The following is a 14496-nucleotide window of genomic DNA, read 5'->3' on the forward strand; positions in this document are numbered from 1 at the left end:
TCGGTGTCTTCGGAGCCCGACGCCGGGTGCCACGCGGGTCCGGCTACTGTGCACTTCATGGCGAACGCAGAGATCGGTGTAATCGGCGGTTCCGGGTTCTACTCGTTCCTCGAGGATGTGACCGAGGTCCAGGTGGACACCCCCTACGGGCCGCCCAGCGACTCCCTCTTCTTCGGCGAGATCGCCGGACGGCGGGTCGCGTTCCTGCCCCGGCACGGCCGGGGCCACCATCTCCCACCGCACCGGATCAACTACCGGGCCAACCTGTGGGCGCTGCGCTCCGTCGGCGTGCGCCAGGTCCTCGGTCCGTGCGCGGTCGGCGGCCTGCGCCCCGAGTACGGACCGGGCACGCTGCTCGTCCCCGACCAGATGGTCGACCGTACGAAGCACCGGACGGGAACGTATTTCGACGGGCTGCCGCTGCCCGACGGCACGATGCCGAACGTGGTGCACGTGTCACTGGCGGATCCCTACTGCCCCGCCGGGCGGGCGGCTGCGCTGAAGGCGGCCCGGGGCCGGGACTGGGAACCGGTCGACGGGGGCACGCTCGTGGTCGTCGAGGGACCGCGGTTCTCCACCCGTGCCGAATCGTTGTGGCACCAGGCGCAGGGGTGGTCCGTGGTGGGGATGACCGGTCATCCGGAGGCGGCGCTCGCCCGTGAGCTGGAACTCTGCTACACGTCCATGACACTGGTCACGGATCTGGACGCGGGAGCCGAGACCGGCGAGGGAGTCTCGCACGACGAGGTGCTGCGAGTGTTCGCCGCGAACGTCGACCGGCTGCGGGGCGTGCTGTTCGACGCGGTGGCCGCGCTGCCCGCGACGGAGCAGCGGGACTGCCTGTGCACGCATGCCCTCGGTGGGATGGATCCCGGTTTCGAACTGCCGTAGGTGGGACCGTGGCGGAACGGGCGGCAGGGGCTGCGACGGCAGCGGATCCTTCGTTCGAGTGAGCGGCTTTTCCACAACCCGCCAGTAGCCCACGGGCTCCGGCGAGCGAACGTGCGAGGCCCCATCGTGGCCTGGTCAGACGGTCTCGCGTCGCAGGTGGTGATCCCGCGTGTCCCTCCCTCCCTCTCCGTCCCTTCCGTCCCTCGCTCCGCTCTCGCCCCCTCCACAACCGCCCGGCACTGATGCTCCGCCCACATGCGAGGTGCCGCACTTCGCTCCCGTGCGCGTGGGCGGTGTGCGCCACCGGCTGCACCGGTTCCTGCGCCGTCGGCGACTCACGGTGGCGGTCGGCCTCGCTCTCACGGCCGCCGCCCTCGTGTCGGCGGGTCCGCGTGCCGACCGGGCCCGCGGGCATCCGGAGCGGGTCACACCGGCCCGTGCGCCCGCGGCGGTCGAGACCGGTGCGCGTGAGCAGCGCAGCACCGAGGCGCACGTGGCGGCGCCGGTTCGCATCGCGGACGCCGCCACGGTACGGCTGCTGAGGCCGGGCGACCGGGTCGACGTGATCGCCGCCGCGCAGACGGCACCTGGCGGCGGTGACGCCCGGGTGCTGGCACGAGCGGCGCTGGTGACCGAGTTGCCGGAGTCCGGGGACGACACAGCCGGCGCGGGAGCTCTGGTCGTTCTCTCGGTGCCGCGTGACACTGCGGCGCGCCTGGTCGCCGCGGGTGCGACGACTCGGTTGGCGGTGACGCTGTGCTGAGCCGCATCGTCCGCAGGCTGCGGATCTTGCTGTCAAGTCCTTCTTGGGAGCTACCCAATTGGACAGGGATGCCTCGACCTGGCGTAGGTTGCGGAGCGTTTCGTTCCACCACAGGTACGTACGAGAAAGGGCCCCGAGGTGAGGGAGAAGAAGGGACCGAGCGTCTTGCAGGGCTTCAAAGCCTTTCTGATGCGCGGCAACGTCGTCGATCTGGCAGTAGCGGTGGTCATCGGCGCCGCCTTCACGAACATCGTCAACTCGGTGGTGAAGGGGATCATCAATCCGCTGGTCGGAGCGATCGGCACGCAGAACCTCGACAACTACAGCACCTGTCTGAGGGCGCCGTGCAAGCAAGCGGCCGACGGCACGGTCACGAGCGGCATCCAGATCATGTGGGGCTCGGTGCTCGGCGCCACGCTCAGCTTCGTGATCACCGCGGCGGTGGTGTACTTCCTGATGGTCCTGCCGATGTCGAAGTACCTGGCGCGGCAGGCGAACCGGGAGGCCGCGCGCGCGGGCACGAAGGAAGTCGTCGAGGTGACCGAGCTCGAGGTGCTCAAGGAGATCCGCGACGTCATGGTCGCCCAGCGCAGCTCCGGCGACGACAGGTAGCCACAGTCGTACGCGCGACATTGCGGGCAGCGGCCCGCTGGGCCCGGAAGGCTCAGAGGTGGTGGGGCGGCTTCTCCTCCAAAAAGCGCTTCAGGTCGCCGACGGCGTCGCCGCCCGGCCGCTCGCCCCAGCCGCGGTCCGTGTCGTCCGACGACTGCTGGTCGAGCGGGTCGTCGAAGATCAGCGCGGCCTTCGGGTCGCGGGGCTCGGGTGCGGGTGCGGACGTCATGCCTCCAGGGTACGGCTCCGCCGGCGGCGCCCCTCGGGAGCGCACGAGCCCCGCGCCCGAGCGGCTGGGTCGGCGGGCCGTTCGAGCGGCGGGGTCACACGGCGTACAGGCCGTGTCCGGTGAAGACAGCCCGGGCCCGGGCAATCTGCTCGGGCGTCGGGCTGGGCGTGTCATGGAGCAGGAAGGGCCGTCCGAGCGCGTTCCATTTGGACTCGCCCAGTTTGTGGAAGGGCAGGACGTCGACCCGCGTGACGTTGCCGAGGCCGGCGGCGAAGGCTGCGACACCCTCGACGTTCGCCGCCTCGTCGGTGAGCCCGGGCACGAGGACGAAGCGGACGTGGACCTCCTTGCCCAGGACGGCGAGGCGGCGGGCGAAGTCGAGTGTCGGGTGCAGCGGACGTCCGGTGACCTTGCGGTAGGTGGCCTGGTTCCAGGACTTGATGTCGAGCAGGACGAGGTCCGTGTCGCGCAGCAGCGCGTCGGTGGCGCGTGCGCCGAGGAACCCCGAGGTGTCCAGGGCTGTGTGCAGGCCCAGTTCGTGCTTGAAGCGGTGCAGCAGTTCCCCGGTGAAGACGGGCTGCAGCAGCGGTTCTCCCCCGCTGATGGTGGCACCGCCTCCGGCAGTCGCGATGAAGCGCGCGTACTTGCGGGCCTCGGCGACGATCTCGTCGGCCGTGGTGCGCTTGCCGTCGCGCATCCGCCAGGTGTCGGGGTTGTGGCAGTACAGGCAGCTCAGGGGGCAGCCGGACAGGAAGGTCACAAAACGCGTGCCGGGACCGTCGACCCCGGTCGACAGGTCCCAGGAGTGGACCGAACCGACCGCGGGCCTGCGGCCCACCGCGGCGGCCGGCGTGACGGGGGCGGTGGGCCCCCTGGAAGGGGGCCCGGCCGGCGCCGGGGTGTCCGGCGCCGGCGGAGGAAACGAGGTCATCGTCCTGCTCCCTCACAGCGTTCCGTGGAAGGTGCGGTTGATGACGTCGAGTTGCTGCTCACGCGTGAGGCGGATGAAGTTGACCGCGTAACCGGAGACCCGGATGGTCAGCTGGGGGTACTTCTCGGGGTGCTCCATCGCGTCCTCGAGGGTCGCCCGGTCGAGCACGTTGACGTTCATGTGGAAGCCGCCGGCATCCGTGAAGCCGTCCAGCACACCGGAGAGATTGGCGATCCGGTCCTCGGAGGTGCGGCCCAGGGCCTCGGGTGTGATGGTGTTCGTCAGCGAGATGCCGTCCTCCGCGTCGTCGTAGGAGATCTTGGCGACGGACAGCGCGGAGGCGACGTAGCCGTGTTCGTCGCGGCCGTTCATGGGGTTCGCGCCGGGCGCGAAGGGGGTGCCGGCGCGGCGGCCGTCCGGTGTGTTGCCCGTCTTCTTGCCGTAGACGACGTTCGAGGTGATCGTCAGGACCGACTGGGTGTGCACCGCGTCGCGGTACGTCGGGTGGCGGCGGAGCTTCTCCATGAACTCGTGGACGATCCAGCGGGCGAGGTCGTCGGCCCGGTCGTCGTTGTTGCCGTACGCCGGGTAGTCGCCCTCGACGACGTAGTCGACGGCGAGGCCGGTGTCGTCGCGGATCACCTTCACGCGCGCGTGCCGGACGGCGGACAGCGAGTCGGCGGCGACGGACAGGCCGGCGATGCCGCAGGCCATGGTCCGCAGGATCTCGCGGTCGTGGAGAGCCATCTCCAGTCGCTCATAGGCGTACTTGTCGTGCATGTAGTGGATGACGTTCAGCGCGTGGACGTAGGTCTTGGCGAGCCAGTCGAGCATGGCACCGTAGGCGGCCAGAACGGTGTCGTAGTCGAGGTACTCGTCGGTGATCGGCTCGAAGCCCTCGACGACCGTCTTGCCGGAGATCTCGTCGCGACCGCCGTTGATCGCGTACAGCAGGGCCTTGGCAACGTTGACGCGGGCGCCGAAGAACTGCATCTGGCGGCCCGTTGCCATGGCGGAGACACAGCAGGCGATGGCGGTGTCGTCCCCGTACTTGGGCCGCATCAGCTCGTCGGACTCGAACTGCAGGGCGCTGGTGTCGACGGCGACCTGGGCGGCGTACTTCTTGAAGGGCTCGGGCAGGCGCGGGGACCAGAAGACGGTCAGGTTGGGTTCGGGGGCCGGGCCGAGGTTGTAGAGGGTGTGGAGCGCGCGGAAGGTGGTGCGGGTGACCAGGGGGCGCCCGTCCTCGCCGACGCCGGCCATCGACCAGGTGACCCAGGTGGGGTCGCCGGAGTACAGCTCGTTGTACTCCGGGGTGCGCAGGAAGCGCACGATGCGCAGCTTGATGACGAAGTCGTCGATGAGTTCCTGGGCCCGGGACTCGGTGAGCAGGCCGCGGTCGATGTCGCGCTGGAGGTAGATGTCGAGGAAGGCGTCGATGCGGCCGATGGACATGGCCGCGCCGTTCTGCTCCTTGACGGCCGCGAGGTAGGCGAAGTAGAGCCACTGGACGGCTTCGTGGCCGGTGCGGGCGGGGCCGGAGATGTCGTGCCCGTACGAGAGGGCCATGGCCCTGAGTTCTTCGAGGGCCCGGATCTGCTCCCGGGTTTCCTCGCGTTCCTTGATGACCTGCTCTGTGGGCCACTGGGCGTCGAGAGAAACCTTGACCGCCTCTTTGGCCGCTATGAGCCGGTCGACGCCGTACAGGGCGACGCGGCGGTAGTCGCCGATGATGCGTCCACGGCCGTAGGCGTCGGGCAGCCCGGTGATGATGCCGGAGGAGCGGCACGCGCGGATCTCGGACGTGTAGGCGTCGAAGACCCCGTCGTTGTGGGTCTTGCGGAGCTTGGTGTAGATCTCCCGGACCGCCGGGTCGGGCTCGTACCCGTACGCTCTGAGGGCGCTTTCGACCATGCGCCAACCGCCGTTGGGCATGATGGCCCGCTTGAGCGGCGCGTCGGTCTGGAGGCCGACGACGAGGTCGAGGTCGCGGTCGACGTAGCCGGGCGCGAAGGCGTCGATGCGGGAGGGCGTACTGACGTCGACGTCGTGGACGCCGTGCTCGATCTCGGCGGGGAACATTGCCAGGAGCTTGTTCCAGACCTCGGTGGTGCGCTCGGTGGGCCCGGCGAGGAAGGAGCCGTCCCCCTCGTACGGGGTGTAGTTGGCCTGGACGAAGTCGCGCACGTCGACGGTGTCCCGCCACAGCCCGCCGCGGAAGCCGGTCCAGGCGTCACCCGGCGCCGACGCCTTGTCAGCCGTCTGCTCGGCAGGAGTGACGGTCGTGGTTTCCGCAGGAGTGGCAGTCATGTCCGACACCTTCCGCATCGCTTCACCGGTACGGCCCCATTGCACTCCTGCGCCGAGCGGCACGGGCACCGCGTTGGTCCTCGATCAGGGTCCGAAGGTCCCGCCCGGCGCCGGCGAGAGGGCCCCACATGCCGCTTGACCTGGCCGTTTCGCACGATTGCCACCCCCTCCCCTACTTGTGAATCCGTTCACAAGAATTTTGGGCGGTTATCTGCTGTGCTAGGAGGCATGACGTCCGCTTCAAGTCAGTCGCCCGCGCCGTCCCGTCGGGCCGCACGCTCCGGCCCGTTGCGCAAGCTCACCGCGCGCGGCCGGGACGAGTCCCACCGGGTGGCCTCGCCCTTGGAGCTCTTCTTCGACCTCTGCTTCGTCGTCGCGATCGCGCAGGCCGGCGTCCAACTCGTGCACGCGCTCGCGGAGGGCCACGCGGGCGAAGGCATCCTCGACTACGCGATGGTCTTCTTCGCCATCTGGTGGGCCTGGATGAACTTCTCCTGGTTCGCCTCGGCGTACGACAACGACGACGCCCTGTACCGGGTCGTCACCCTCGTGCAGATCGCCGGCGTCCTGGTACTGGCGGCGGGGGTGTCACGGGCCTTCGACGAACACGACTTCCTGGTGGTCTGGCTCGGCTACGTGATCATGCGACTGGCGATGGCGGGCCAGTGGCTGCGCGTCGCGAGATCGGCCCGAGCCGCGGAGAGAGCCTTGGCCCTGCGCTACGCCGGCGGCGTGCTGCTCTGTCAGGTGGGCTGGCTGGGCCTGGTGCTACTGCCCGAACCCGCCCGCCCCTGGCTCTTCCTCGGGCTGGCGATCGCGGAACTGTGTGTGCCTCTGTACGCGGAGAAGGACTACTCCACCTCCTGGCATCCGCATCACATCGCCGAACGGTACGGCTTGTTCACCATCATCGTTCTCGGCGAGTCCGTCGCCGCAGCCACGATCGCCGTGAAGTCGGCCGTCGACGAGCACGATGCACTCGGGCAGCTCATGCCCATCGCGGCCGGCGGCCTGCTGATCGTGTTCTCCGCCTGGTGGATCTACTTCGTGGTTCCCATCCACGGTCACCTGCGCTCCAACAAGCAGGCATTCCTGTGGGGCTACGGCCACTACCTGGTCTTCGCCTCCGCAGCCGCGATCGGCGCAGGCCTGGAGGTCGCGGTCGAGCAGACGGTGGGCACGGCGCACATCTCGACGATGGCGGCTTCGGCCGCGGTGACCCTGCCGACAGCGCTCTACCTGATCAGCGTCTGGGCACTGCACGCACGCCACTTCAAGGTGGGCATCGCCCAGCAGATGGTGCTGCCGACGACGGCTCTGCTCGTCATCTGCTGCACCTTCCTGGGCGACTGGGCGGTTCTGGCAGCCGGCCTGGTCTCGGCGCTCGCCGTGGCGGTGGGGGTGGCGTTGACGGCGCACATGGCGGCCGGGGAGAGCGCGAGGCGGCAGACCGCTCCGGCCGCGTGACGCACCGCCACCACACACCGTCGCGCCCCTCGGCACGCCGTTCTCCGGGCGACACTTCGTCCATGACACTCAACGCTTTGACGGACGTCGCCGGAGTGCGGGTCGGGCACGCGACGCGGACCGGCAGCGGCTGGCTCACCGGGACCACCGTCGTACTCGCCCCGGAGGGCGGGGCCGTTGCCGCGGTGGACGTGCGCGGCGGCGGTCCGGGCACCAAGGAGACCGACGCCCTCGACCCGCGCAATGTCGTCCAGAAGGTCGAGGCGATCGTGCTGACGGGCGGCAGCGCCTACGGACTGGACGCGGCCTCGGGCGTCATGGAGTGGCTGGAGGAGCAGCAGCGGGGGGTGCGGGTGGGTACGGACCCGGCGCACGTCGTTCCGGTGGTTCCCGCCGCCTGCGTCTTCGACCTGGGTCGCGGCGGTGACTTCCGGGCCAGACCGGACGCGACCACCGGGCGCGCGGCAGTCGAGGCCGCAGCAGCGAGCACGCCCGGCTCAGCCGTGCCGGAAGGGTGCGTGGGTGCGGGGACGGGGGCCGTGGTCGGGGCGATGAAGGGCGGCGTCGGCACGGCCGGCAGCGTGCTCGACTCCGGCATCACCGTAGCCGCGCTGGTGGTGGCCAACGCGGCAGGAGCAGCAGCGGATCCGGAGACGGGCGTGCTGTACGGGGAGCTGTTCCAGGGACGGGTGGAGTACCCGGCGGCAGATGTCCACGAGGCGGCTCGACGGCGCCTGGCGGCGGTCGCCGAGAACAACGCGCCCCCTCCGCTCAACACCACACTGGCCGTGGTCGCCACGGACGCGGTTCTGTCGAAGGCACAGGCGCAGAAACTTGCGGGCACGGCGCACGACGGGATCGCCCGCGCCGTGCGGCCGGTGCACCTTCTCCACGACGGGGACACGGTGTTCGCGCTGGCGACGGGCGGGCGCCCGCTCGACGACGGCAGCCCACTGGCGCTGAACGACCTGCTGGCAGCCGGCGCGGACGTGGTCACGCGGGCCATCGTGCGCGCCGTGCGTGCCGCCGAGTCGGTGGACGGGCCGGGGGGAGCGTGGCCGTCCTATCGGGAGCTGTACGGAGCTTCGTCGGGGGGCGGGGACGTCACCAGGGCGCGGTAGCGCACTCAGGGGGCACCCCTGAGGCGCCCCATGCCGGGCGTGTGGACGCCGCCGGCGACTGCCTCACATGCAGCAGGGATGACGAGGGGCGTGCGCGCCACCCGCCCCTCCTCTCCCCCCTTCCCCCCTGCCCCGTCCTGCCTCGCCGTGGCGGGACGGAGCGCGGCATGGCATGGCGTGCAGCGGGGGCGCCGTGCGGTGAGATGACACGCGCTGCGCGTGGTGGCGCGGGGCGCACACGGCGACGGAGGCGAACCGGAAGCAACGCCGGTGGTCCGGCCACGCCTCCGGCGAGCGACCCGGCCGACCTCCGGCGCGTGATCCGGCAAGCTGCCCGGCCAACCTCCGGCGCATGACCGGGCGAGCGGTGGTCCGGGCAGCTCCCCGCGAGTGATCGGGCGGGTCGCTCCGGCCACGGTCCCGCGGGTGGCCCGGTTGTGGTGAAGCGGCATGCGATTGTCCCGGTTCTGTCACGTGACGTCGTGGCCGCCGGGTGGATGGAACCCCTCCGGCCGCTGTCCCCCTCCTTCAACACGAACCAGAGCAGGGAACGCATATCACACGAATATGGAGCAGCTTGTGACAACGCCGGGCATAGCAGTGCGGCGCGCGCTGGGGGCCTGCGCCGTCCTCGCGGTCGGTGCTCTGACCCTGACGGCTTGCGGGGGAAGCGCCACAGCCCAGGACGGCGACGCGAAGGGCGGCAGGAGCAGCACGAGCGCCGCCAAGACCTCCACAGCGAAGATCGCCATTTCGGCCGAGGACGGTTCGGCCGGAGCGTCGATCAACACGACCGGCGTGCAGGTGAGCGACGGCAGACTCACAGAGGTGAGGATGACGGTGGCCGAGACCGGGCAGGCAGTGGCCGGCTCGATGTCCGCGGACGGCCGCGCGTGGAAGCCGAAGGCGCAGTTGGAGCGGGGAACGAAGTACAGGATCTCCGCGACGGCGAAGGACGCCGAGGGGCACGCCACGGCCGCGAACTCCGTCTTCACGACGGTCACGGCGGAGCACAGCTTCATCGGGACCTACAGGCCGGACGGCGGCACGACGGTCGGGGTCGGGATGCCGGTGTCGTTCAAGTTCGACAAGGTCATCAGCGACAAGAAGGCCGTGCAGTCGCACATCACTGTGACCTCCAGCAGCGGGCAGAAGGTGGTGGGGCACTGGTTCGGCGCGCAGCGGCTCGACTTCCGGCCCGACAAGTACTGGAAAGCCGGCTCGAAGATCACCATGAAGATCGACCTGGACGGTGTCGAGGGCGCGAACGGCACCTTCGGGGTGCAGAAGAAGACGGTCACCTTCACGATCGGACGCTCGCAGGTGTCGACGGTCGACGCGAACACGCAGACCATGACGGTGGTACGCGACGGCCGGACCATCCGGACGATCCCTGTCTCGACGGGCAGCGCGCAGTTCACGACGTACAACGGGCAGATGGTGATCTCCGAGAAGTTCACCCAGACCGGCATGGACAGCCAGACCGTCGGTCTCGGCGACGCGTACAACATCTCGGACGTGCCGCACGCCATGCGCCTGACGAGGTCGGGCACGTTCATTCACGGCAACTACTGGTACAAGGCGGGCAACCCTCCCTTCGGCCGGTTCGGCAGCAGCCACGGCTGCGTCGGGCTGAAGGATGTGCGGGGCGCACGCGGCGACACCCCCGCGAAGTGGTTCTTCGACAACTCACTCATCGGCGACGTGGTGGTCGTCAGGAACTCCGCGGACCGCATCGTGGCCCCCGACAACGGCCTCAACGGGTGGAACATGCCGTGGAGCCAGTGGATCGCCGGAAGCGCCGCGTGATCCCTCCAAGTCGCCTCTGAGCAGCGGATTTTGCCGGTACGCCGGGCTGTGCGGGAACTTCCCTCACAGCCCCTGCGTTTTCCCGGCGCACGTTTTCTCGGTTCTTGGACATGATGTCCTGCCGAGGGGCTACGGTATGCACCCACTAGGTGACATGCAGCAACGCCGGGAGAAGCCTTGAGCGTTCCGTACGAGACCGCAGCGTACGAACCAGCCGAGTCGCCCGAGTCTCCGGAGGAGCACCTCGTGCGGCTGCTGGGCCGCGCCCTGAACTCCTTCGAGCTGCCCGACGAGACGATACGGCAGCTGGACAGGGCGCTCGCGCACGACAGTTCGCTGTACTCCGCGCACCACAGCGCCGGCCTGCACCGCGAGACCTACCGGCACACGTGGCTGCTCGCCGACGGCTCGGCGCTCACCCTGTGGGAGCTCGTCCACAACACGGCGCAGGGCGGAGAGCCCCAGCACGAGGTGTACGTGGACGAGGAGGAGCTCGGGGCGGCGACGGCGCGACTGCCGTTACCGCCGGACGCCTCCGACTTCGAGCTGCCGGTGGTGGTACAGCTGTCGCCGGTCCCCCGGCCACGACACGTGTACGCGCCGGACGACTCCCCCGACCATGCGCGCCGGCTTCTGCGCCGCGCCGAGAACGCGGACCGGCCGGGGGCGGACACGGCGGCGCTGCTCACCACTGCGGTCGCTCACCAGATCACACAGGCTTTCGGCCGCCCGTGCCGCGCGGGACGCGCCGGGCTGTGCTTCTCGCTCTACGAGCACGCTTTCCTGCTGCGGGACGGTCAGGAGGTCGCGTTCTGGGAGGTCGAGCACACGGTCACCCCGGACGGGCGGCACATGTGCGAGGTGTACCCCAGCGAGGACGAGGCCCGAGAGGCGATGGAGCGCCGGGCGTCACAGGTCTCCTGAGGCAGAAGCAGAGCACCGCGCCGCTTCCCGCGAAGCCTCGGCCTCGTCGAGCGGCCCTGGCCACGGACTTCGCGAGCGGGAAACCGTGCCGGCGACCACTGCCGCGGGTCACGCCCTCCACCCATCGCTCGGTCCGGCACGAGCGAGCGCGGCACGAGCGAGCGCGGCACGAGCGAGCGCGGCACGAGCGAGCGCGGCACGAGCGAGCGCGGCACGAGCGAGCGCGGCACGAGCGACCGCGGCACGAGCGACCGCGGCACGAGCGACCGCGGCACGAGCGACCGCGGCACGAGCGACCGCGGCACGAGCGACCGCGGCACGAGCGACCGCGGCACGAGCGACCGCGGCACCGGAGGGAGCGAAGGCCCCCGCGCCGTCAGAACGCGGGGCCTCCCTCTCCCGAGGACCTGGAGCACCGAGCCCGAGCGCCTCAGGGAACGAGCTCCGGACGCTTCCCCCCGGCCTCACCGGCCCGACCGGCCTCCGCGGCCCGACCGACGACGCGTTCGGCACTCTCCGCTCCGGTGTCACCACCGTCCCCGGTCCCCTCCAGGTGCTGTGCCGGGCGGCGCGGCAGCGCGAACATCAGCAGGAAGATGACTGCCATCACCACGGCGACCCAGATCAGGGCGTGCTGGAAGGCATGCACGAAGGCGGGCCCCACCTCCTCGGGCTGCAACCGGTCGCCGATCTCGCCGAAGAAGACCACGGACACCAGCCCGAGCCCGAGCGCGTTGCCCATCTGCTGGACGGTGTTGATGAGTCCGGACGCCGATCCGGAGTGCTCGCGCGGCACGTCCGACAGCACGGCGTCCGTCAGCGGGGCGACGATCAGGCCCATGCCGGCGCCCATCACCACCAGAGGCAGCGCCATCTGCCAGGAGGCGATGCCGAGGCCGTAGCGGTGGGCCTCCCAGATGTAGAGCAGCACGCCCGCTGCCATCACCAGGGCGCCCGCCTGCAGCACCCCGCGGCCGAAGCGCGGCACCAGCTTCTGCACCGACAGTCCCGCCGCCGTCGACACCGCGATGGAGAACGGCACGCCGGTCAGCCCGGCGCGCAGGGCGCTCCACCCGAGGCCCACCTGCATGTAGAGCGTCCAGACCAGGAAGAACACCCCGAGTGCGACGCCGAAGACGGTCTGGACGGCGATGCCGGCCGCGAAGCTCTTGACGTGGAACAGCGACAGTTCGACCAGCGGCGAGCCGTCCCGTGCGGCCTTGCGACGCTCGTACGCCACGAGTGCCCCGAACACGACGAACGCGCCGGCCATCGAGGCATACCCCCACAGCGGCCAGCCCAGCTCACGGCCGCGGGTCAGCGGATACAGCAGCATCAGCAGGCCCAGTGTCACCAGGGCGACGCCCACGAGGTCCAGCTTCAGGGCGCGTGGCGCCTTGGACTCGGTGATGAAGCGGCTGCCGAGGACGAGGCCCGCGATGCCGACGGGCAGGTTGATCAGGAAGATCGGCCGCCAGGCGAGGCCGAAGAGGTTCCACTCCGTGAGCAGGGCGCCCAGCAGCGGGCCGGACACCGCGCCCAGTCCGACGACCGCGCCGAACAACCCGAACACCTTGCCGCGTTCGTGCGCGGGGAAGGTGGCGTGCACGATCGACAGCACCTGGGGAACCATCATCGCCGCCATCGCTCCCTGGAGGATGCGGGAGGCGACCAGCATCTCGGGGTTGGCGGCGAAGCCGCACAGCGCGGAGGCGAGGGTGAAACCGCCGATGCCGAGGAGGAAGAGCCGCTTGCGGCCGTGGATGTCGCCGAGGCGTCCACCGGTGATGAGACCGGCGGCGAAGGCGAGCGCATAGCCCGCCGTGATCCACTGGATCTGGCTGAAGGAGGCTCCTGCCTCCCGCTGGATGGACGGGATGGCGATGTTGACGATCGTCACGTCGACGAGGTCCATGAACGCCGCGGTCATCACGATCGCGAGGGCGAACCAGCGGCGCCGGCCGCCCGCGGAGGGTGGGGCCGACGCGGCGTCCGATGCGCTGAGAGAGGTCTCGGTGGAGGTCATGTCCCCAAGCTAGGAGCCCAATAGGCCGGATCGTGTCCTAGTTCTACGGCATGCTCGGACGCATGACGACGGACACCCCGGCCCGGCTTCTTCAGCTCCTCTCCCTCCTCCAGACGCCCCGCGAATGGCCCGGCGGCGAGCTCGCCGACCGGCTCGGCGTCTCCCGGCGCACGGTCCGCCGGGACATCGACCGGCTGCGGGAGCTCGGCTACCCCGTGCAGGCGACGAAGGGCGCCGACGGCGGGTACCGGCTGGTCGCGGGCAAGGCGATGCCGCCACTCGTCCTGGACGACGAGGAGGCGGTGGCCATCGCGGTGGGGCTGCGGGCCGGGGCGGGGCATGCGGTGGCGGGCGTCGACGAGGCGTCCGTGCGGGCGCTGGCCAAGCTGGAGCAGGTCCTGCCGTCCCGGCTGCGGCACCGCGTGTCCACCCTCCAGGCCGCCACGACCCCGCTGACCAGCGGGGACGGTCCGAGCATCGCACCGGAGACACTCACCGTGATGGCCTCCGCGGTCGCCGGGCGGGAGCGGCTGCGGTTCGCCTACCGGGCGAAGGACGGAGTCGAGTCGCGGCGGGCGTGCGAGCCCTACCGGCTGGTGTCGACGGGGCAGCGCTGGTACCTCGTCGCGTACGACCTCGACCGGGCCGACTGGCGGACGTTCCGCGTGGACCGGGTGAGCGAGCCGTTCGCGACCGGGGCGCGGTTCGAGCCGAGGGAGTTGCCGACGGGGAGTGCGGCGGAGTTCCTGCGCCGTTCGATGCAGCGTCAGCAGGCTTCCTACGCCTTCGAGGTGACGCTCGCCGCATCCGCGGAGGTGGTGGCGACCCGGGTCCCGGGGTGGCTGGGCGTGCCGGAGCCGGAGGAGGGGGGCGGCTGCCGGCTGCGCGGGGTGGTGGCGGACCCTGTGGAGTGGCTGGCGGTGCGGTTGGCGATGCTCGGGTTCGAGTTCAGGGTGCAGGAGCCCGCGGCACTGGTGGACGCCGTGGGGGAGTTGGGCGGGCGGCTGAGCCGCGCCACGGGCGGCTGACCGACGACGGCCCGGCCCGGCACCGGACCGCGCAGAACTGCGCGGGGCCGGGACGAGCCACGACGGGCCGCAACCCCACCGGTTGCACAGCGACCCGGTGGACGCGCGGTCGAGCCCAGAAGGCGCACACCCGGACCCGGTGGACGCACATCGACCCGTGCCGGGCCGCACCGACCACCGACGGGCCCGGGGGCGAGTTCCGGCCGCCACCCCCAGAGCCTAGCCAGCGAGCCTCCGTCCCGGACCTCCCCGCCCGCTCCCTCTCTGTCAGCCTTGGGTGAGACGTCCCGCTTCGTCGGGTTAGCCTGAGAGGGCACGACAGGAGAACCACCCCCTCATGACCAGCACCACTCCCGCCGGATCCGACCCGGCGCCCCGGCCGAAA

12 protein-coding genes are annotated in these 14496 nt (G+C 70.7%); 8 read left to right on the forward strand and 4 right to left on the reverse strand.

Going from position 1 to position 14496, the window contains the following annotated elements; translation table 11 throughout:
• Positions 1–57 precede the first annotated feature (57 nt).
• The 3 genes from JS756_RS30400 to mscL all read left to right on the forward strand — a co-directional run bounded on the left by JS756_RS30400 (position 58) and on the right by mscL (position 2266).
• On the forward strand, positions 58–891 hold the full coding sequence (locus JS756_RS30400; RefSeq protein ID WP_205386470.1) for an S-methyl-5'-thioadenosine phosphorylase: 834 nt from the start codon (positions 58–60) through the stop codon (positions 889–891).
• A gap of 169 nt (positions 892–1060) precedes the next feature.
• The gene (locus JS756_RS30405) at positions 1061–1654 is read left to right on the forward strand and encodes a hypothetical protein (RefSeq protein WP_205386471.1); all 594 of its coding nucleotides are present in this window, start codon (positions 1061–1063) and stop codon (positions 1652–1654) included.
• Between the two features lie 138 nt (positions 1655–1792).
• Complete coding sequence (gene mscL / locus JS756_RS30410) at positions 1793–2266, forward strand: large conductance mechanosensitive channel protein MscL (RefSeq protein WP_205386472.1); 474 nt, start codon at positions 1793–1795, stop codon at positions 2264–2266.
• 52 nt (positions 2267–2318) lie between these two features.
• Here the strand turns inward: mscL and JS756_RS30415 are convergent, their stop codons facing one another.
• From JS756_RS30415 to pflB, 3 genes are all read right to left on the reverse strand, one after another.
• Complete coding sequence (locus JS756_RS30415) at positions 2319–2495, reverse strand: hypothetical protein (RefSeq protein WP_205386473.1); 177 nt, start codon at positions 2493–2495, stop codon at positions 2319–2321.
• Between the two features lie 94 nt (positions 2496–2589).
• Entirely contained in the window at positions 2590–3426 is an 837-nt protein-coding gene (gene pflA / locus JS756_RS30420; RefSeq protein ID WP_205386474.1) for a pyruvate formate-lyase-activating protein, read from the reverse strand.
• A 12-nt stretch (positions 3427–3438) separates the two neighbouring features.
• Entirely contained in the window at positions 3439–5736 is a 2298-nt protein-coding gene (pflB, locus tag JS756_RS30425; RefSeq protein ID WP_205386475.1) for a formate C-acetyltransferase, read from the reverse strand.
• Between the two features lie 228 nt (positions 5737–5964).
• Here pflB and JS756_RS30430 point away from each other — a divergent pair, with 228 nt between their 5' ends.
• From JS756_RS30430 to JS756_RS30445, 4 genes are all read left to right on the forward strand, one after another.
• On the forward strand, positions 5965–7203 hold the full coding sequence (locus tag JS756_RS30430; protein WP_205386476.1) for a low temperature requirement protein A: 1239 nt from the start codon (positions 5965–5967) through the stop codon (positions 7201–7203).
• Between the two features lie 62 nt (positions 7204–7265).
• Positions 7266–8324, forward strand: coding sequence for a P1 family peptidase (locus JS756_RS30435; protein ID WP_205386477.1), 1059 nt, complete (start codon positions 7266–7268; stop codon positions 8322–8324).
• A gap of 567 nt (positions 8325–8891) precedes the next feature.
• Positions 8892–10133 carry a L,D-transpeptidase gene (locus JS756_RS30440; RefSeq protein WP_205386478.1) on the forward strand — a complete coding sequence of 414 codons (1242 nt, stop codon included), beginning with the start codon at positions 8892–8894 and terminating at the stop codon, positions 10131–10133.
• 177 nt (positions 10134–10310) lie between these two features.
• On the forward strand, positions 10311–11057 hold the full coding sequence (locus JS756_RS30445; RefSeq protein WP_205386479.1) for a DUF6227 family protein: 747 nt from the start codon (positions 10311–10313) through the stop codon (positions 11055–11057).
• 430 nt (positions 11058–11487) lie between these two features.
• Here JS756_RS30445 and JS756_RS30450 read toward each other — a convergent pair whose 3' ends face one another.
• Positions 11488–13083, reverse strand: a complete 1596-nt coding sequence (locus tag JS756_RS30450) for an MFS transporter (protein WP_240204592.1) — start codon at positions 13081–13083, stop codon at positions 11488–11490.
• Between the two features lie 62 nt (positions 13084–13145).
• Between JS756_RS30450 and JS756_RS30455 the strand changes: the two genes are divergently transcribed.
• Entirely contained in the window at positions 13146–14111 is a 966-nt protein-coding gene (locus tag JS756_RS30455) for a helix-turn-helix transcriptional regulator (protein WP_205386480.1), read from the forward strand.
• Positions 14112–14496: the final 385 nt, after the last annotated feature.

Origin of the sequence: Streptomyces actuosus (assembly GCF_016921115.1) — a bacterium.
Classification (GTDB): Bacteria; Actinomycetota; Actinomycetes; order Streptomycetales; family Streptomycetaceae; genus Streptomyces; species Streptomyces actuosus_A.